The 18,424-nt window shown below is 53.4% G+C and carries 19 protein-coding genes and 1 pseudogene; 8 read left to right on the plus strand and 12 right to left on the minus strand.

The window, feature by feature from the left end:
• Positions 1–9 precede the first annotated feature (9 nt).
• The 3 genes from H0247_RS16155 to H0247_RS16165 form a co-directional block, all read right to left on the minus strand.
• A complete protein-coding gene (locus H0247_RS16155; protein ID WP_180743452.1) occupies positions 10–693 on the minus strand; it encodes a LysE family translocator in 684 nt (227 codons plus the stop codon).
• Between the two features lie 62 nt (positions 694–755).
• Positions 756–1,511 (minus strand): AraC family transcriptional regulator, encoded by a 756-nt coding sequence (locus H0247_RS16160; protein WP_180743453.1) that lies wholly within the window; start codon positions 1,509–1,511, stop codon positions 756–758.
• A 142-nt stretch (positions 1,512–1,653) separates the two neighbouring features.
• Positions 1,654–2,049 (minus strand): helix-turn-helix domain-containing protein, encoded by a 396-nt coding sequence (locus H0247_RS16165; RefSeq protein ID WP_180743454.1) that lies wholly within the window; start codon positions 2,047–2,049, stop codon positions 1,654–1,656.
• Positions 2,050–2,269: 220 nt separating this feature from the next.
• Between H0247_RS16165 and H0247_RS16170 the strand changes: the two genes are divergently transcribed.
• From H0247_RS16170 to H0247_RS16175, 3 genes and pseudogenes are all read left to right on the plus strand, one after another.
• Complete coding sequence (locus H0247_RS16170) at positions 2,270–2,641, plus strand: nuclear transport factor 2 family protein (RefSeq protein ID WP_180743455.1); 372 nt, start codon at positions 2,270–2,272, stop codon at positions 2,639–2,641.
• Between the two features lie 22 nt (positions 2,642–2,663).
• A pseudogene (locus tag H0247_RS20050) lies at positions 2,664–2,918 on the plus strand (alcohol dehydrogenase catalytic domain-containing protein); the annotation flags it as partial.
• A gap of 36 nt (positions 2,919–2,954) precedes the next feature.
• Complete coding sequence (locus H0247_RS16175; protein WP_370463368.1) at positions 2,955–3,671, plus strand: NAD(P)-dependent alcohol dehydrogenase; 717 nt, start codon at positions 2,955–2,957, stop codon at positions 3,669–3,671.
• A gap of 165 nt (positions 3,672–3,836) precedes the next feature.
• Here the strand turns inward: H0247_RS16175 and lysS are convergent, their stop codons facing one another.
• The 5 genes from lysS to xerD form a co-directional block, all read right to left on the minus strand.
• On the minus strand, positions 3,837–5,354 hold the full coding sequence (gene lysS, locus H0247_RS16180) for a lysine--tRNA ligase (protein ID WP_180743457.1): 1,518 nt from the start codon (positions 5,352–5,354) through the stop codon (positions 3,837–3,839).
• Between the two features lie 8 nt (positions 5,355–5,362).
• Positions 5,363–6,461 (minus strand): peptide chain release factor 2 gene (gene prfB, locus H0247_RS16185; RefSeq protein WP_180743458.1). Its coding sequence is split into 2 segments (ribosomal slippage): positions 5,363–6,385 and positions 6,387–6,461, totalling 1,098 coding nucleotides; the frame shifts between segments, so codons are not numbered across the junction.
• Positions 6,462–6,567: 106 nt separating this feature from the next.
• On the minus strand, positions 6,568–8,331 hold the full coding sequence (recJ, locus tag H0247_RS16190; RefSeq protein ID WP_180743459.1) for a single-stranded-DNA-specific exonuclease RecJ: 1,764 nt from the start codon (positions 8,329–8,331) through the stop codon (positions 6,568–6,570).
• A 6-nt stretch (positions 8,332–8,337) separates the two neighbouring features.
• On the minus strand, positions 8,338–9,054 hold the full coding sequence (dsbC, locus tag H0247_RS16195) for a bifunctional protein-disulfide isomerase/oxidoreductase DsbC (RefSeq protein ID WP_180743460.1): 717 nt from the start codon (positions 9,052–9,054) through the stop codon (positions 8,338–8,340).
• A gap of 141 nt (positions 9,055–9,195) precedes the next feature.
• Positions 9,196–10,095 carry a site-specific tyrosine recombinase XerD gene (gene xerD / locus H0247_RS16200; protein ID WP_180743461.1) on the minus strand — a complete coding sequence of 300 codons (900 nt, stop codon included), beginning with the start codon at positions 10,093–10,095 and terminating at the stop codon, positions 9,196–9,198.
• Between the two features lie 346 nt (positions 10,096–10,441).
• Here xerD and H0247_RS16205 point away from each other — a divergent pair, with 346 nt between their 5' ends.
• Together H0247_RS16205 and fldB are read left to right on the plus strand one after the other, a co-directional pair.
• On the plus strand, positions 10,442–11,770 hold the full coding sequence (locus H0247_RS16205) for an MFS transporter (RefSeq protein WP_180743462.1): 1,329 nt from the start codon (positions 10,442–10,444) through the stop codon (positions 11,768–11,770).
• 161 nt (positions 11,771–11,931) lie between these two features.
• Positions 11,932–12,450, plus strand: a complete 519-nt coding sequence (gene fldB / locus H0247_RS16210) for a flavodoxin FldB (protein ID WP_180743463.1) — start codon at positions 11,932–11,934, stop codon at positions 12,448–12,450.
• Positions 12,451–12,514: 64 nt separating this feature from the next.
• On the opposite strand, the gene rlmF is transcribed toward fldB, so the two are convergent.
• From rlmF to sdhE, 3 genes are all read right to left on the minus strand, one after another.
• Positions 12,515–13,450 (minus strand): 23S rRNA (adenine(1618)-N(6))-methyltransferase RlmF, encoded by a 936-nt coding sequence (gene rlmF, locus H0247_RS16215; protein WP_180743464.1) that lies wholly within the window; start codon positions 13,448–13,450, stop codon positions 12,515–12,517.
• A 67-nt stretch (positions 13,451–13,517) separates the two neighbouring features.
• A complete protein-coding gene (locus H0247_RS16220) occupies positions 13,518–13,931 on the minus strand; it encodes a protein YgfX (RefSeq protein ID WP_180743465.1) in 414 nt (137 codons plus the stop codon).
• Positions 13,912–14,178: an FAD assembly factor SdhE gene (gene sdhE / locus H0247_RS16225; RefSeq protein WP_012773340.1), complete on the minus strand. Its 267-nt coding sequence runs from the start codon at positions 14,176–14,178 to the stop codon at positions 13,912–13,914. Before sdhE ends, H0247_RS16220 begins: the two co-directional genes overlap by 20 nt.
• Before the next feature lie 256 nt (positions 14,179–14,434).
• Here sdhE and ygfZ point away from each other — a divergent pair, with 256 nt between their 5' ends.
• Entirely contained in the window at positions 14,435–15,436 is a 1,002-nt protein-coding gene (ygfZ, locus tag H0247_RS16230; RefSeq protein WP_180743485.1) for a tRNA-modifying protein YgfZ, read from the plus strand.
• A gap of 190 nt (positions 15,437–15,626) precedes the next feature.
• Here ygfZ and H0247_RS16235 read toward each other — a convergent pair whose 3' ends face one another.
• The gene (locus H0247_RS16235; RefSeq protein WP_180743466.1) at positions 15,627–16,274 is read right to left on the minus strand and encodes a hemolysin III family protein; all 648 of its coding nucleotides are present in this window, start codon (positions 16,272–16,274) and stop codon (positions 15,627–15,629) included.
• A gap of 385 nt (positions 16,275–16,659) precedes the next feature.
• Between H0247_RS16235 and H0247_RS16240 the strand changes: the two genes are divergently transcribed.
• Entirely contained in the window at positions 16,660–17,268 is a 609-nt protein-coding gene (locus H0247_RS16240) for an HD family hydrolase (RefSeq protein ID WP_180743467.1), read from the plus strand.
• Positions 17,269–17,311: 43 nt separating this feature from the next.
• Positions 17,312–18,316, plus strand: coding sequence for a LacI family DNA-binding transcriptional regulator (locus tag H0247_RS16245; protein WP_180743468.1), 1,005 nt, complete (start codon positions 17,312–17,314; stop codon positions 18,314–18,316).
• Positions 18,317–18,424 lie beyond the last annotated feature (108 nt).

Genomic DNA, 18,424 nt, shown 5'->3' on the forward strand with positions numbered 1-18,424 from the left:
TTTAGCCGGTTATGCGGCTGTGGAGAGCGGCAGAAACAGCGTCTCATACCCATTGGAAATAACGTGCCAGGCAAAGTAGGCAAATAGCAGCGCGGAAATCAGGCTGCAATAGAATGAGAGACGTTCTTTCAGCAACCGCTGACCGTACTTCACCAACGCCGCAAGTAAAAGCGTCCACAGCACGCCGCCCACAAAAAAGCCCAGCAGAAACAGGCTAATCATGAAGGCTGAGCCATCGGTAGACTGTGCGATAATGGTGCCGCCTATCGCTGCAAACCACAGTAATGCCGTCGGTGACGCCAGAGCCATACCGACGCCGCTGAAGAATTCGGTATAACGTGCTGGCGGAGTGGAAGAACTGGCGACGCTCGCTGACTCAGAGAGATCGGCAAAGCGTTTCACCTGATAATCGCGCCATGCCGCACGTGCCATGCTGATTGTCATCCAGATCAGAATCAGCCCGCCGCCAATCCACAACGCCCAGCGTACTGGCGTCAGGTTAAAGACCACCGCCAGCCCCAGCACCGACAGCGTAGCGTAAAACAGATCGCCAAAGCAGGAACCCAGCCCGATATAAAACGCCGAGCGCGCCCCATGCCGCAGCCCACGGTTAATAATCGCGGTATTGACCATCCCCAGATCGAGACACAATGACAGAGATAGCAGCATCCCCGTGAACACAACTAACAGCATGGTATTCCCTTCGAGCGTTAAGTAATAAGGCGAGTCTAGAGCCCAAAGGACACGCTGTATTGTCAAAAATTGATACGGCGGAACTGCCCCGGCGTCATGGCGTTATAGCGGTTGAAGGCTTTCGTGAAATGCGCCTGATCGGCAAACCCGACATCCCCCGCGACCTGGCTGATCGCGGCCCCCTGCCGCAGCAGCTCCCGTGCTTTACACATGCGTCGCTGCATCAACCACGCCAACGGTGGCAGCCCAACTGCCAGATTAAACGAACGAACCAGATGGGCGACTGACAGATTTTCCTGCTGCGCGAGCTGATCGAGAGTGGGGACATCGCTGAGATCGTTCAACAACCCGTCTTTGATCCGCGTGATCCGCTCTGCTTCTTTGACCTGACCTTGAGACGCCACAGGATGCTGGTTTTCCATCAATGCAGCCAGCAGCAGGATAATGCGCTCCTGACGCGTGCTGTCGTCCAGATCAGAGATGACCAGCTGTTTTAGCTCGGACGCCAATTGCGGCGATGGATTCCAGCCCCGTGAGAAGCGAAAAGTTTGGTGGAAATAATGCTCGAATGCCTGCGGGTGAACGTACAGTGATGCGCATTGCCAGCGGTCAAACGCGTTGTCGCTACCTTGTAGCTGATCGGGATTGTAGGTCGTCACCATATCATTAGTGACAACAAAGGTTTCTCCATCCAGCCAGACCGTCTCCAACCCGCTGAGATTGGCGCTGATGACGAACTCGTCGTGCGTATGCCGTGGAAAACTGCGCCCGTTGGTTAACAGCGCCAGTTCGAACCAGGCATCGCGGTACGTCATCATGATAGTGTTCCAGCAGTGAATGAATGCCTGAAAATAACATCTTCCCCCATCGGGCGACAATGGCAGAATGACGAGGGAAAATCAGGAGTCAATTGGTTAGATAGATGCCCCCACCGACTTAGCCACTCTGTTTGAGAGGCATCTACGCGACTCCCTTCTCCCGTCGTGAATCCATTACTCTCCAGACATTGAGTTCGATCCAGTCGGCGAGTGTCGCAATCTGGTCGGAAACCTCACGCCCCAGCGGAGTCAAACTATACTCCACATAAGGTGGTACTACCGGATGCGAGAAACGCAGAACAAATCCATCTTCCTCCAGACGCTTCAGCGTTTGAGCCAGCATCTTCTCACTTACGCCAGTTGCTTTACGGCGCAGTTCTCCAAAGCGCAGCGTTCCCTCGCGTAGGCTGATTAAGCACAACACCCCCCAAAGGCTGCTGACATGCTTGAGCACCTCTCTTGAGGGACAATCCACCGTAAACAACTCTCCTTGCCTGACCTTATCGGTCAGAGTCCTACCCTGCGCTTCTGGCAGCATTTTTCTCTCCTGATGTGCATTCGATCGCCATGTCACTAACCTTTTTGTGCGTACTATCAAAAATAAAGTGTAGCCGCTACCATTCAATTTTTGAAGTTAAACAAGGTTGATTGGAGATGTTCTACCTTGTGAAAACGCTGTAATCGATGGCGACATCGTCACAGGGCAGTCAGTCAACATTCCACACTATCGATAGGCCGTTTTTATCAAAGGAGCGACCATGAGCAACAAAGACATTATCGTCGAATACCTGAATATCGTTTTCAATCAACGCAGTCTGATCAAAGCAGAGACGTATTGGGCTGGCGACATGATCCAGCACAACCCCAGTATGCCTAACGGTCTGGGCATATTACGCGACTTTATCAGCAGCCCAAATCCAAGTCCCACCTACGAATCCGGTGTTGCTATGGAAAACGGCGATTTGGTGATGGTGCATGGCCGCTATAGCAATTGGTTCGGGAAAACGATGATTGCCGTGGACATCTTCCGTCTGGATAACGGCAAGATTGTGGAGCACTGGGATGTCATGCAAGAAGAAGTGACGGCGGATAAATCAGCAAACGGTAACGCGATGTTCCCAGCACAATAACACTCATATTGGAGATAATTTTATGAAAGCGATTCAACTGCGTGCCCCAGGTGGACTTGATCGACTTGAGATTGTCGATTTACCGGATCCCGGCGCACCAGGTGTTGGTCAGATTCGCGTCCGCATCCATGCCAGTTCTCTGAACTACCATGACCTCGGTGTAGTAAGCGGCCATATGCCTTCGGCCGATCGCCGCATTCCAATGGCGGATGGCGCTGGCGTCGTCGAGGCCGTCGGGGCCGGCGTCAGTGATTTCGCCATCGGCGATCGTGTCGTCTCAACCTTCTTCCCCACCTGGTTGAATGGCGATCCGGTGAGCGGGGACTTCTCGACAGTTCCCGGAGATGGTGTTGACGGCTATGCCCGCGAGTGGGTAGTCGCCAAAGCCACTTCATTTACTCACGCACCGCAGGGTTGGAGCCATGCTGAAGCCGCCACGTTAACAACATCAGGTTTGACGGTCTGGCGGGCTTTGGTCGTTAATGGTGGCATCAAGGCTGGCGACACGGTATTGGTACAAGGAACTGGCGGTGTCTCTGTCTTCGCGCTACAGGTTGCAAAAGCTCTGGGAGCAACGGTCATTGCAACGTCGTCTTCGGACGAGAAACTGGAACGCGCACGCCAACTTGGAGCCGATCACCTAATCAACTACCGGCGTGAACCCGAGTGGGCTACACCAGTGCTGGAGATCACCAATGGTCGCGGCGTCGATCATGTGATTGAAGTCGGCGGTGCTGGTACGCTCGCGCAATCGATCAAAGCTGCACGCGTGGCTGGTCACATTGCGCTCATCGGCGTCCTTACTGGCCCGGCAGGCCCCGTGCCCACCGCAGGTTTGACAGTGCGACAGCAGCGCTTACAGGGATTGATCGTCGGTAGCCGCCAGCACCAGCAGGATCTTGTTCGTGCACTCAACGTACTCCCCATCCGGCCCGTCATCGATAAATCCTTCCCGCTTGCCGACCTCGCCGAGGCCTTCCGCCTACAGCAGGCTGGCGGGCATTTTGGCAAGATTGGTCTCGAATATTGATACCAATTCTGATCGAACAAGGCAGTGGAATCGTTACATGAAAAGGCATGAAGCCGCTCGTATGTAAGAACAGATCTGACAGCCGATGTCGTTCTGGAGCCGCTATAAAGTAAAAAACCGGTGCAATAGCACCGGTTTAAAAGGTCTAGCGAAGCGACAACAAGCTTACTTCTGTGGACGCATCGCCGGGAACAGGATCACGTCGCGGATGGTGTGGCTGTTCGTGAACAACATCACCATGCGGTCGATACCAATACCCAGACCTGCGGTTGGCGGCAGGCCGTGCTCCAGTGCAGTCACGTAGTCTTCGTCGTAGAACATCGCTTCGTCATCGCCTGCGTCTTTAGCATTCACCTGCTGAGCAAAACGTTCTGCCTGATCTTCAGCATCGTTCAGCTCGGAGAAGCCGTTACCGATTTCACGGCCGCCGATGAAGAACTCAAAGCGATCAGTGATTTCTGGGTTCTGATCGTTACGACGCGCCAGCGGCGACACTTCAGCCGGATATTCGGTGATGAAGGTCGGTTGAATCAGGCTGCTTTCTGCCGTTTCTTCGAATATCTCGGTCACGATGCGGCCCAGACCCCAGCTTTTCTCGATCTTGATCCCCAGAGACTGGGCGATAGCAGTCGCTTTCTCCAGGCAGTCCAGATCGGCAACGTTGGTTTCAGGACGGTATTTGCAGATCGCTTCGCGCATCGTCAGCTTCTCGAACGGCTTGCCGAAGTCGAATGTCTGGTCACCGTATTGCACCGTCGTTGAGCCCAGCACGTCCTGCGTCAGCGTACGGAACAGGTTCTCCGTCAACACAATCAGGTCTTTATAATCGGCATACGCCATATAAAGTTCCATCATGGTGAATTCAGGGTTATGACGTGGGGAAACACCTTCGTTACGGAAGTTACGGTTGATCTCGAACACGCGCTCGAAACCACCCACAACCAGACGCTTCAGGTACAGTTCCGGCGCGATGCGCAGGTACATGTCGATGTCCAGCGCGTTGTGGTGCGTGATGAACGGACGGGCAGACGCACCGCCAGGGATCACCTGCATCATTGGCGTTTCGACTTCCATGAAGCCGTGATCGACCATGAAGCTACGGATCGCCGCCATCACTTTGGAACGAATACGGAAGGTATTGCGAGATTCATCGTTAGCGATCAGATCCAAATAGCGCTGACGGTAACGGGTTTCCTGATCGGCCAGACCGTGGAATTTATCCGGCAGCGGGCGCAGCGCTTTGGTCAGCAGACGCAGTTCGGTACAGTGAATGGACAGCTCGCCGGTTTTGGTTTTGAACAGCTTACCGCGCGCGCCCAGAATATCGCCTAGATCCCACTTTTTGAACTGCTCGTTATAGATGCCTTCCGCCAGATCGTCGCGGGAAACATACAGCTGAATGCGGCCACCGACGTCCTGCAAGGTCACAAAAGAGGCTTTACCCATGATGCGACGGGTCATCATACGACCCGCGACGGTCACTTCAACGCCCAGTTCTTCCAGCTCTTCGTTCTCTTTGGCATCGAACTCAGCGTGCAGACGATCGGACGTGCTGTCACGGCGGAAATCATTCGGGAATGCGATCCCGGTTTCACGCAGCGCCACCAGCTTTTCACGACGCGTTTTTAATTCGTTATTCAGATCTTGCGCCTGATCGGCACCCTGTGATTGTGATTCAGCCATGTGAATTTTTATAACCCCGCTTTTAAACTTGCTTCAATAAATTTGTCCAGATCGCCATCCAGTACGGCCTGAGTGTTACGTGTTTCCACTCCGGTACGTAAGTCTTTGATGCGCGAATCATCCAGAACATAGGAACGAATCTGGCTGCCCCAGCCGATATCAGATTTGTTGTCTTCCATCGCCTGTTTCTCAGCATTTTTCTTTTGCATCTCAAACTCGTACAGCTTGGCTTTCAGCTGTTTCATCGCCTGATCTTTGTTTTTATGCTGGGAACGGTCATTCTGACACTGCGTGACAATACCGGTAGGCATGTGGGTAATACGCACCGCAGATTCTGTCCGGTTAACGTGCTGACCACCCGCACCGGAGGCACGGTAAACGTCAATACGCAAGTCGGCTGGGTTGATTTCGATATCGATATCGTCCTCAACTTCCGGGTAGACGAACGCGGAGCTGAATGAGGTATGGCGGCGGCCGCCGGAATCGAACGGGCTTTTCCGCACCAGACGGTGTACGCCAGTTTCGGTACGCAGCCAGCCAAACGCATAGTCACCGATGATCTTGATGGTGGCGGATTTCGTACCGGCCACGTCACCGTCTGACTCTTCAATAATTTCGGTTTTAAACCCTTTGGCTTCCGCCCAACGCAGGTACATGCGCACCAGCATGCTGGCCCAGTCCTGCGCTTCCGTACCGCCAGAACCCGCCTGAATATCCAGGTAGCAATCCGCACTGTCGTACTGGCCGGAGAACATGCGACGGAATTCGAGCTGGCCTAATTTATTTTCCAGCGCGTCCAGTTCTACCGACGTTTCATTAAACGTATCTTCGTCTTCTTCTTCCACTGCGAGCTCAAGCAGACCAGCCACATCTTCCAGACCCTGAGTCAGTTGATCGATGGTGTCTACGATGGCTTCAAGCGAGGAGCGTTCTTTTCCCAATGCCTGAGCGCGTTCAGGCTCATTCCAGACATCAGGCTGTTCCAGTTCGGCATTTACTTCTTCGAGGCGTTCTTTCTTGGCATCATAGTCAAAGATACCCCCTAAGAACGGCACTACGTTCAGACAGATCCTGAATGCGGTTTTTTACCGGATTAATTTCAAACATGATTTTTTATATTCTTACGTTAAGTCGTTGACAACGGAATGGTGTAACCCGCCATTCTAGCGGATAAAAGGCTCAGTTTATAGACTTTCTGCCCGCCGTATTCGGTTCACGCGCGCGGCCACAGATGTTGAATGAGCAATTGCACCGAACGTTTACCGCGAAACTCGTTAATATCCAATCGATACACCATTTCCACTTCTTTAATGCTCGGATCCGGCCAAATGGTGGTATCAACATTAAACGCAATGCCATCTAACAGCGGCACAGCGCCTGTTGCGCCGATCGGTTCAAACATCGCTTTCAAATGGCGCTCTTTGAGTAGGCGAGGTTGCAGAATACGGAAGCAGCCATCGAATGTCGGCTCAGGGAAGGACTGACCCCACGGCCCCGCGTAGCGCAGCATTTCTGCTGTTGAGAGCAGATCCAGCTCCGGCAACATCAGCTCGCCATCAGACCAAACGACGCCTTCAAGCTGAGACGGATCAAGCCATTCGCCAACCAGCTCGCCGAAGCGCTGGCGAAAATCCTCAAACCGATCTTCGTGCAGCGATAGTCCTGCCGCCATCGCGTGTCCGCCGAATTTATCCATCATACCGGGGTACAGCGTATCCAGCCGCTCCAGCGCATCACGCAGATGCAGGCCGGAAATAGAACGCCCCGACCCTTTCAACATGCCGTCGCCCGCGGGGGCAAAGGCAATCACCGGACGATGAAAACGCTCTTTAATACGCGAAGCCAGAATGCCAACGACGCCCTGATGCCACTCCGGGTGGTACATCGCCAATCCGTAAGGCAGTTCATTGCGGGTGCGCTCCAGCGATTCACACAGGCGTAACGCTTCTGTCTGCATCCCCTGTTCGATCTCCCGCCTGTCCTGATTCAGCGCATCTAAATCATTGGCCAGCATGCGCGCCTGAGTAATATCGTCACTCAATAACAGCTCGACGCCGACCGTCATATCATCCAACCGACCCGCGGCGTTCAGCCGTGGCCCAAGCGCAAAGCCTAAATCGCTGGCGACCAGTTGGCTGGCATCGCGATTCGCCACTTCCAGCAGCGCCCGAATCCCCGGACGGCATTCGCCCGCACGAATGCGGTTCAGTCCCTGCGCAACCAGAATTCGGTTATTCGCATCCAGCGGCACGACGTCAGCGACCGTGCCCAGCGCCACTAAATCCAGTAATTCGGTGAGGTTCGGCTTCGCCAGCCCCTGTTGCGTAAACAAAGGTTGCGTAAACCAGTCGCTATCACGCAGGCGCACAAATAGCGCCATCATCAGGTAAAACGCGACGCCCACACCCGCCAGCGCCTTGGAAGGAAACTGACAGTCGGGCAGATTGGGGTTAATCATGGCATCGGCGTCAGGCAAGGTTTCGCCCGGCAGGTGGTGATCGGTCACCAGCACGGTGATACCACGGCGATGCGCATCCTCGACACCCGCGTGAGAAGAGATCCCGTTATCCACGGTCACAATCACTTCTGCACCCAGCGCGGCGGCCTGCGCCACCACTTCTGGGCTTAGCCCGTAGCCGTTTTCAAAACGGTTCGGCACCAGATATTTCACGTTCACGCCGCCCATACTGCGCAGCGCTAATACGGTGAGCGCCGTACTGGTGGCACCATCGGCATCAAAGTCACCAACGATGACGATGCAGCGCTTTTCAGATAGCGCCTGTTGCAGCAGGTCAATCGCTTTATCAATGCCGCTGAGCAAACGGTAATTGAGTAAACCGCTCAGGCTACGTTCCAGCTCTTGCGCACCTTTCACGCCGCGCTGCGCATAAAGGCGACGCAGCAAGGGCGGAACGGTGTCAGGTAAATCAATGTCCTCCACCAGCGGACGCCGACGGAGTTGGGTAATCATATTCACGTAGCATTAACCGCCAGTTTTCTTGGAGGCTTTATGTGCTTCCAGCATCGCCAGCATTTCTTTCGGCCCTTGGTATCCCGGCACAACCAAACCATCTTGCAGCACGATGGCAGGAGTCCCCTGCACGCCAAACTGTATGCCCAGTTGATAATGCGCGGCGATATCGGTTTTGCAGGTTGCTGGCGAGATCGCATCACCCTTCATCGCGCTATCAAACGCTTTATTACGATCGGCCACACACCAGATGGACTGCATATCTTTCGCAGCTGCCGATTTCATACCCTGACGCGGGAAGGCCAGATAACGCACAGTAATGCCCAGTGCGTTGTAATCTTTCATCTGCTCATGCAATTTGTGGCAATAGCCGCAGGTGATATCGGTGAAAACGGTGATAACGTGTTTTTCCTGTGCGGCTTTATACACAATCATCTGTTCCTGTAGCGCATCCATCTTGCCGATCAGGATCTTATTAGTGGTGTTGACCGGCATGGTGCCGCTCACGTCATAAAGCGGGCCTTGCAGCAAATGTTTGCCGTCTTCGCTGATGTACAGCACGCCGCTGTCGGTAATCACCGTTTTCATGCCCGCCATCGGCGAAGGCAGGATTTCCGCCCCCTGCATATCCAGACGCGTCAACGTCTGTTTGATCGCGGCATCATCGGCGTGGGCAAAATGGGTTGCTGTCGCGACCAGTAAAGAAAGCAGTAATAACCCTTTTTTCATTTCATCAATCCTGTGTTTTCGCAACATTGTCCGCAGCAAATCGCCTGTAACAACGATGCGCAGTGATAGTAAGCGGGAAATTCCGCCAGCCAGATAACATCCTGTTACTCTGTATAATGACTCGATTGGTTACGCTATCCCCTAGGCGCGCGGATGGTGCTGCTGGTGAAGCTGCTTCAGCCGCTCCGTCGCCACATGGGTGTAAATCTGCGTCGTGGAAAGATCGCTGTGCCCCAAGAGCATCTGTACGACCCGTAAATCCGCGCCGTGGTTCAATAAATGGGTAGCAAACGCGTGTCGCAAGACGTGCGGCGAGAGCTTTTCGCTATCAATCGACGCCAGTACCGCATAATACTTGATGCGGTGCCAGAACGTCTGGCGCGTCATTTGCCGGGCGCGGTTGCTGGGAAACAGCACATCCAGCGTTTGCCCATTCAGCAGCCACGGGCGACCATGTTCCAGATAATACTCGATCCAGTACACCGCTTCTTCACCGAGCGGCACTAGTCTTTCTTTATTACCTTTTCCCAGCACGCGTACCACGCCCTGCCGCAGGCTAACATCGCTCATCGTCAAACCGACCAGCTCAGAAACACGCAGCCCCGTCGCGTACAATACCTCAAGCATAGCCTTATCGCGTAATTCCAGCGGTTGTTCAATGCTTGGTGCATTAAGCAACGCATCTACCTGCGCCTCGCTCAAATCTTTGGGTAGACGCTGCGGCAGTTTCGGGGACGATAGCGCCGCGCTGGGATCGTCACTGCGATATTTTTCCCGATAAAGATATTGAAAGAAACGGCGCATCGCGCTCAACAAACGGGCCGAGCTGGTCGCCTTGTAACCGCCATCAACCCTATCAGCGAGAAACGCCTGAAGATCGAGCGCCTGCGCCTGTAATAGGTCGTTATCATGATGTGCAAGCCATTCCGCGAACGTGCGCAGATCCAGCCGATAAGAAGCCAGCGTGTTCTCGGCCAGATTTCTTTCCAGCCACAGCGCATCGAGAAACTGTTCAATAAGCACCTGATCGTGTTCTTGCATCGCCGTGCCCCTTTTACTGATTGGCACCCCTTTACTGATTGGCACCCCTTTATTGATTGACAATAGTATGCCGATGAAGCGGCGACTTTACACCTTCATCAGGGCCGTATTCTCACGCAGACAGAATTGTGCGCGATCTCACATATTCCGTGAACATCAACATCGCCATAACATTCTCCGGCAAAAACAAGGCTGCGGCACATTATATTTTATGTATCGATAATATATTGGAACAGGCTCCTTGAAGCCGCGTACCGACTGGCTTTGTCCTTACTTAATCAACGTTGAAAAGCCAATTTTTCTGTGCGTAGAATGGTCGTTCGTGTTGTTAAAATAAAGAAACATTATGCAAGCCACCACCGTCACTCCCACTCTCGATGCCGAAGCGGAAGCACCACCCGTAAACTCACGCAACAAAGTCATTGTTGCGTCGCTGATTGGCACCGCTATCGAATTTTTCGATTTTTATATCTATGCCACTGCTGCGGTGTTGGTTTTCCCGCACATTTTCTTCCCGCAGGGTGATCCGACGGCCGCGACGCTACAGTCACTAGCGACCTTTGCGATTGCTTTTGTCGCCCGTCCTATCGGTTCGGCAGTATTCGGTCACTTCGGCGACCGCGTTGGACGTAAAGTCACGCTGGTCGCTTCTCTGCTAACCATGGGGGTTTCAACCGTTCTGATTGGGCTGTTACCGACCTACGAAACCATTGGTATTTTTGCACCGATTCTTCTGGCACTGGCACGCTTCGGCCAGGGGCTGGGTCTGGGCGGTGAATGGGGTGGCGCAGCGCTGCTGGCGACGGAAAATGCACCATCCCATAAACGTGCGCTGTATGGGTCGTTCCCCCAGCTTGGCGCACCGATTGGTTTCTTCTTCGCTAATGGTACCTTCCTGCTGTTGTCCTGGCTGCTGACGGAAGAGCAGTTCATGACCTGGGGCTGGCGCGTACCGTTCGTCGCGTCCGCCGCGCTGGTGCTGGTTGGCCTGTATGTCCGTATCTCTCTACATGAAGCCCCAGTCTTTACCAAAGCGGTCAAAGCTGGCAAGCAGGTGCGTATGCCGCTGGGAACGCTGCTTAGCAAACATATGAAAGTCACGATCCTCGGCACCTTCATCATGCTGGCGACCTACACACTGTTCTACATCATGACCGTTTATTCCATGACTTATGGCACGGCACCTGTGCCTAAAGGGCTTGGCTTCTCACGTAATAGCTTCCTGTTGATGCTGATGATCGCGGTGATCGGTTTTGGTCTGATGGTGCCGGTCGCCGGCTATCTGGCAGATGCCTTTGGTCGCCGTAAGACCATGATTACCATTACTTGCCTGATGATCGTCTTTGCCATGCTGTTCCCTTATATGCTTGGTTCAGGCAATCAGGCACTGGTGATGGGCTTCCTAGTGCTGGGTCTGAGCCTCATGGGACTAACGTTCGGCCCGATGGGTGCCTTGCTGCCGGAACTGTTCCCAACAGAAGTACGCTACACTGGCGCGTCATTCTCCTATAACGTCTCGTCAATTCTGGGTGCCTCAGTTGCGCCATATATCGCAGCGTGGCTGACGGCCAACTATGGTCTGTTCTACGTCGGCGTTTATTTGGCGGCCATGGCATCGCTGACGCTGATTGCACTGCTGGCGACCAGAGAAACACGTCACCAGTCTTTGGGATAAGTATCCCTTCGGTGAGGGCTACGGCTCTCACCGCTCCTTTCCTTACTGCTGTTCTCCTTTTAGAATACCGACATCCGGCGGCATCATTCGCCCGTCACGTTATCGCTGTGGCCTGAGGCGAACTTGCCCTTACTGATAAAAATTATTTATAAGCACTCACTATGAAAATCGGTCTGTTTTACGGCTCAAGCACCTGCTACACCGAAATGGCGGCGGAAAAAATTCGCGACATTTTGGGTGAAGAGTTGGTGGATCTGCACAACGTTAAGGATGTCGACCCCCAACGAATGGAAGACTACAGCACGTTGATTCTCGGCATCCCAACCTGGGATTTCGGTGAGATTCAGGAAGACTGGGAGAACATCTGGAGTCAGCTAGCAACACTTAACCTCAAAGGAAAAGTCGTCGCGCTCTACGGCATGGGTGACCAAGTTGAGTACAGCAAATGGTTCCTGGATGCATTGGGTATGCTGCATGAACAATTGCTGCCGCTGGGTGTGACATTTATTGGGTACTGGCCGACAGAAGGCTACGATTTCATCAGTCCAAAGCCGCTGACCGCTGACGGTAAACACTTTGTCGGGCTGGCGCTGGACGAAGTGAATCAATATGATCTCAGTGATGAACGGCTGGAACAGTGGTGCGAACAGATCCTGCAAGAAATGGCCTCACTACTGTGATTTGAACTGGCAGGTAATCAGAGCGGATACCGTTGTGATCGGTATCCACATCCGTTTAAGCGGCTTAGCGCTTTTGTAACCAGCGAGTACGCGCGGCAGTATCAAGGAAACTCCACGCGACAAAGCGGCTTTGCTTCTGGCCTTGCGCCATGTCGATGGTTCTGACTTTTTCCGCATCAACCGCTTCCAGTGCGCGATAAATCTCCGGCAGATTCTCCTTGCGCGACACCAGCGACGTAAACCACAGGCACTGACGAGCAAAACCGACGCTCTCTTTAATCATCTGACCAATAAATGCGGCTTCACCGCCTTCGCACCACAGCTCATCCTGCTGGCCGCCGAAATTTAGCGGTGAGCGCTTATCCAGCCCCAGATTATGCAGCTTGCGCTGCGTTCCCTGCCGCGCTTCCTCCGCAGAGGTGTGGAACGGCGGATTACACATGACCGCATCAAACGTCTCGTTCTTGTGAATAATCCCTGCGAGTATCGCTTTGCTGCTTTTCTGACGACGCAGGCGAATCGCTCGGTTCAAACCGGGATTCGCCTCAATCGTCTGATTAGCCGCTTTCATTGCGAGTGGATTAATTTCGCTGCCAGTAAAGCGCCAGCCGTATTCACGGTGCCCAATCAGCGGATAAATGCAGTTAGCGCCGCAGCCGATATCCAGCACGGAAGCCTCCCGTGGCACCACCGAGCGATTATCTTCCGCCAGCAAGTCAGCCAGATGGTGAATATAGTCGGCACGGCCGGGAATCGGCGGGCACAGAAAACCGTCTGGAATCGTCCAGTGTTCAATCTGATAAAAATGCTGCAACAACGCCTGATTCAGCGCTTTCACCGCCTCGGGATTGGCAAAATCCACTGACTCATCACCATAGGCATTTACCGTGACAAACGGCGTCAGCGCAGGGTAGCTCTGTTTGAGCGCGGGAAAATCATAACGATCGCGATGGCGATTACGAGGATGCAGACCATTTTTTTGCACTGCGGGCTTAGTCATCAGTATATCCAATCAATTTTAAAGCACGGTCACACAGTGACCGAATAAGAACCTTTCCAACGCACCGCTATCTCGCCCAGTTTTTCTGCTGCAAAAGAAGCTGACGCAGGTGACGCCACTCGTCATCGCCCATGCTGTCCGATGCCAGCCAAAGCTGTTGTCTGTCTTTACCGTTAACGGCCTGCAATGACAGCAACACGCCATTTTTCAGCAACCACGGTCGTTTAACGATCTGCCATTCCTGCTGCCGCCAGTTCAGGGTCGTTTCGCTAAGCAGAACGATTTCCCCCTGTCGGGATTTAATATTCCTTTGGCTACGGATAAAACCGAACATCACCATCGTGACCAGACACAGCCACAACCATGCATAGCCGTCCGGCCACGGCGCCAGAAGAATGAACAATACTAATAGGCCATGCACAACCAATGACAGCAGTTGCATACGCCAGGAAATGCGAAGGTCACATCGCCACTGGGCCACGATCTTTATTTCGCGTCTGAATAAGAGAAATCATGCGTTTCAGCTCTCCGTCTTTCGGCTCACCGTGATTCATCAGCCAGTTGAATAAATCGGGATCGTCGCTTTGTAACAGGCGTACAAACGTGCGCTTATCGCTGTCACTAAGTGTGTCATAGTCATGCTCGAAAAACGGCATGATCGCGATATCCAGTTCGCGCATACCACGGCGGCATGCCCAATGAATGCGTGATTTATTATCGATTTCCATGTTTCATGTCCACCTTGTTATCGCAACGTGCCGCTAGTGTACTCCGATTCCGGTAGCGGGCATCAACTAATAGTAACATTTTGACATAATTTACCGACAAACACCGCGACGGGCGCGCCGATCGGTATCAGGATGTGCAATACAATAACGCTGCGTGAATAACCCCTTGCAAACCCTGAGCGCTCTTTTACCATTAAGCCATTCGGGTATCGCCCTTCGCGCAGGATTGTACTATATGGTTAACGAACATACGGCTATGGTTAACGAACATAAGGCTCATCAGCTTCCTTTTGCATCACAACCCCCATTGGCTTGTACCCAACTGACCGCCACGCTCATCTCGTTGGATGACTGGGCGCTGGCCACGATGGTCGGGCCGGATACCGTCAAATATCTCCAGGGACAGGTCACCGCGGATGTCAACGCGCTTGCTGACGACCAGCACGTCCTTTGCGCGCACTGCGATGCGAAAGGGAAAATGTGGAGCAACCTACGTCTGTTCCACCATGGTGAAGGCTTTGCTTTCATTGAGCGTCGTAACCTACGCGACGCCCAGCTTAGCGAACTGAAAAAATACGCGGTTTTCTCGAAAACCACGATCGCACCAGACGACAACGCCGTACTGCTGGGCGCCGCAGGTGCGGGCATCCGCGAACTGCTGGCTTCTGCCTTTAGCCAGTTGCCAGACGCCGATCACCCTGTAGTGCAGCATGAAGGAGCAACCTTACTGCATTTTGCCTATCCCGCAGAACGCTTCCTGCTGGTGCTGTCACCTGAGCAAAACGCTGCACTGCTTGAGCAGTTCGGCAATAAAGTCAGTCTGAACGACAGCCGCCAGTGGCTGACGCTGGATATCGAAGCAGGTCAGCCCATCATTGAGAGCACAAACAGTGCGCAGTTCATCCCACAAGCGACTAATTTACAGGCATTAAATGGGATTAGCTTCAGCAAAGGATGCTATACCGGCCAGGAAATGGTCGCTCGGGCAAAATATCGTGGGGCAAACAAGCGTGCGCTTTACTGGCTGGCGGGTAAGGCCAATCAGGTGCCGCAAGCGGGGGACGATCTCGAATTGCAGCTCGGCGAGAACTGGCGCCGTACCGGTACAGTGTTGGCGGCCAGCCAATTGCAGAACGGCGAGGTGTGGGTACAGGCGGTGCTGAATAACGATCTCACCGCAGAGAACATCCTGCGCGTACGTGAAGATGCCGACAGCCAGCTCACCGTTCAGCCTCTGCCGTATGAAATAACGGATTAATTCGACACGTTAAGCCACATCATAAAGATGGCAAATTTCTTCTCAGAACGATAACAGTGATAATGGGATAGAAGAGTAAAGCGTCCGCGACAGGGATGTCGCGGCTCGAGCGTACAGGGAGGTATTCACAGCGTCTTTACGATCTACCCATTATCACTGCAAGCCGTACGTTGCTGGCAATCATGTAAGGTTAAATATAAAGATAAATCGCCAGAAAGTGGCAGACGCTCCCGCCCAATACAAACCCGTGCCAAATCGCGTGATTATAGGGAATGCGTTTGCAGGCATAGAATATCACCCCCAGCGTGTACACCACGCCGCCCACCGCCAGCAGCGTCACGCTCCCTGCCGCTAGCTTCATCACCATCTGATAAATCACCACCAGCGATAGCCAGCCCATCACCAGATAGGTAATCAACGACAGCACTTCAAAACGGTGGGCAAATGCCAGTTTGAAAACCACCCCCAGCAGCGCCATACTCCAGATAACGACCATCAGACCATGCGCCAGCGGTGAATCCAGCCCCACCAACAAAAACGGCGTATAGGTTCCGGCAATCAACAGATAGATGGCACAGTGGTCGAATTTCTTCAGCCACGGCTTAATACGCTGAGACGGAATCGCGTGATACAACGTCGATGCCAAAAATAGCAGGATAATGCTGCCGCCATAGAGGCTGTAGCTGGTAATCGCCACGCTGCTGGCGTCATTGTTGACCGCCTGAACCAGCAACAAGACCAGACCCACAATCCCGAAAATCACACCGATTCCATGGCTGATGCTGTTCGCAATTTCCTCTGCCAGAGAGTAATCCGGCATCTGTGTATTTTTTGACATCAATAGATTCCACTGTATTCGGCAACAGTACATATTTCACAACATCACACACTTCACAACGTCATGCGCTGACGTGATCCGCTTTCCCCCGCACGATTTCATGCCGGGGACGCAGGCGTAGGTGTTTAACCTTTGAGCAGAGTAACTGAGAATAGTTTCAGTGTACACGTGTAAGCTAAAATAATTATCATCCCACTTTATCTCTGACTTAACGTGTAATCATGCATGTCAATCCCGGGCAACATCCCCTACAATGATCGGCCTCGATATCTCCCTGTTTTTTGAAGGGCTCTGCCGTTTTTACCGATTATCCGCATTCACGCTCATCCGGTTTTGACGCTCACAGCACCTTTTTGTCATTTTCACTGCAAGAGGTAAACGTTTCATGTCATCTTCCTCATCCACGCTGGATTTCGGCTCCATGACCGATGTTTTCGGCTTTCTGATAGAAATCGATAAATTAAAAAATGTGCAGCGCCGCACCAAGATTATCGGCAGCGAACGTCACGAAGATTCTGCCGAGCACAGCTGGCATTTTGCCGTCGCCGCGATGGCGCTGGCACCTTATGCAGGTGAAGACGTAGACATCCAACGCGTGATCCAAATGGCGCTGATCCACGACATCGTCGAAATCGATGCGGGCGATGTGATCGTTTACGACCTTTCCGCTCGTCTGGCAATTCACGATCAAGAAGTCGCTGCCGCCGCCCGTATTTTTGGCTTGTTGCCAGAGCCACAGCGCCAGCAATTCCACGATCTGTGGGAAGAGTACGAAGCCAATGAAACGCCCAGCGCCCAATTTGCTATGGTGCTCGACCGCGTCATGCCAATGCTGATGAATTTGTACAACGGCGGACAAAGCTGGGTAGAAAACGGCATTCGTCTGGAACAGGTTATTGAACGCGCCGAGTTCATCGCCGATATCAACCCAGAACTGTGGCACTACCTGAAGCAGCATCTGGAAGACGCCAAAGCCAAAGGGTGGTTGCTATAATTCGGTTTTCCCGCTAGCCAAGCATTCACGTCAGGAGAGGGTGATGTCGTTAAAAACAATCGCGAATAACCTAGATTTGTCCGTAGCAGCGGTGAGTCGTGCGCTGAACGGCCATCGAGATATCTCCGACGCCACGCGCCAGCGTATTCAGGAAGAAGCAGAACGTATCGGCTATCGTCCCAATACCCACGCGCGCCGCCTGAGAATGGGCAAAAGCAACGCCGTCGGGCTGGTCTATCCCTACGCGGCTTCCCTGAGTAACGATGTCTTTTTTGAGATGATTGGTGCAATCAGTCGTAAGCTGGCACAGCATGAGATCGATTTTCTCCTGCTGGCCGACGAGCAAGACGCCTGCCAGGGCGCCGCCCGGCTGATCGCCAGCCACCGTATTGATGCGCTGATTGTAGCGCATACGTGTGAACAGGACGCGCGGCTGGCGTTACTGCAACGCCACAACGCGCCTTTTCTGGCGCTGGGGCGCAGCCAGCTCCCCTACCCTTACGCCTGGTTCGACTTTGACAACCGTGCGGGCATGGCGCTGGCGACCGAACACCTGATCGCGCTCGGCCACCGTCGTATCGCTATGTTAAGTGAAGATCATCCGCAGGCATTCATCATGCAGCGTCGTCAGGGCTATCGCGATGCGCTGCAACACCACGGCCTGCCGTTTCACGAAGCCTATCTGCGTTATGTCAGCCCCACGCGCCGCGCGGGATATCAGGCCATGATCGACCTTCTGGCGCTGCCTGAACCGCCCACCGCGCTAGTGATCGATGGCAACGTCCACGGTGACGGCGCTGTCGCCGCATTACAGCAGGCGGGGCGGCTTTCTGGTTCACACCCTATCGCGTTAGTGATGTATGACGGTCTGCCGCAGGATAGTCTGACTGACCTCAACGTGACGGCGATAGAACAGGCCACGCGCGAGCAGGTTGGTGAACAGATTGCCAGCATGACGCAGGCGCTTATCGCAGGCGAAATCGTAGAAAATTTGCAGGTGTTATGGCAGCCGACGTTACGCATTGGCCAGACGAGCTTTCCTGCCTAATCTATTTCGTCCCCTTCCACGTTTTATAAAGGCATCAGTTAGTTTATTGAGGCCAGCCGCCAGTGAGATGTTCTTCACATCGTCATCGTTACCTTCTTCTCTTTCTTA

The sequence above is a fragment of the Pectobacterium sp. CFBP8739 genome, from assembly GCF_013449375.1.
In the GTDB taxonomy this organism is placed as follows: Bacteria; Pseudomonadota; Gammaproteobacteria; order Enterobacterales; family Enterobacteriaceae; genus Pectobacterium.

What these genes read in the sequence shown, in the direction of transcription:
- H0247_RS16155 (WP_180743452.1), bottom strand. Translation starts at nt 693, where the DNA reads ATGCTGTTAGTTGTGTTCACGGGGATGCTGCTATCTCTGTCATTGTGT.
- H0247_RS16160 (WP_180743453.1), bottom strand. Translation starts at nt 1,511, where the DNA reads ATGATGACGTACCGCGATGCCTGGTTCGAACTGGCGCTGTTAACCAAC.
- H0247_RS16165 (WP_180743454.1), bottom strand. Translation starts at nt 2,049, where the DNA reads ATGCTGCCAGAAGCGCAGGGTAGGACTCTGACCGATAAGGTCAGGCAA.
- H0247_RS16170 (WP_180743455.1), top strand. Translation starts at nt 2,270, where the DNA reads ATGAGCAACAAAGACATTATCGTCGAATACCTGAATATCGTTTTCAAT.
- lysS (WP_180743457.1), bottom strand. Translation starts at nt 5,354, where the DNA reads ATGGCTGAATCACAATCACAGGGTGCCGATCAGGCGCAAGATCTGAAT.
- dsbC (WP_180743460.1), bottom strand. Translation starts at nt 9,054, where the DNA reads ATGAAAAAAGGGTTATTACTGCTTTCTTTACTGGTCGCGACAGCAACC.
- xerD (WP_180743461.1), bottom strand. Translation starts at nt 10,095, where the DNA reads ATGCAAGAACACGATCAGGTGCTTATTGAACAGTTTCTCGATGCGCTG.
- H0247_RS16205 (WP_180743462.1), top strand. Translation starts at nt 10,442, where the DNA reads ATGCAAGCCACCACCGTCACTCCCACTCTCGATGCCGAAGCGGAAGCA.
- fldB (WP_180743463.1), top strand. Translation starts at nt 11,932, where the DNA reads ATGAAAATCGGTCTGTTTTACGGCTCAAGCACCTGCTACACCGAAATG.
- rlmF (WP_180743464.1), bottom strand. Translation starts at nt 13,450, where the DNA reads ATGACTAAGCCCGCAGTGCAAAAAAATGGTCTGCATCCTCGTAATCGC.
- sdhE (WP_012773340.1), bottom strand. Translation starts at nt 14,178, where the DNA reads ATGGAAATCGATAATAAATCACGCATTCATTGGGCATGCCGCCGTGGT.
- ygfZ (WP_180743485.1), top strand. Translation starts at nt 14,435, where the DNA reads ATGGTTAACGAACATAAGGCTCATCAGCTTCCTTTTGCATCACAACCC.
- H0247_RS16235 (WP_180743466.1), bottom strand. Translation starts at nt 16,274, where the DNA reads ATGTCAAAAAATACACAGATGCCGGATTACTCTCTGGCAGAGGAAATT.
- H0247_RS16240 (WP_180743467.1), top strand. Translation starts at nt 16,660, where the DNA reads ATGTCATCTTCCTCATCCACGCTGGATTTCGGCTCCATGACCGATGTT.
- H0247_RS16245 (WP_180743468.1), top strand. Translation starts at nt 17,312, where the DNA reads ATGTCGTTAAAAACAATCGCGAATAACCTAGATTTGTCCGTAGCAGCG.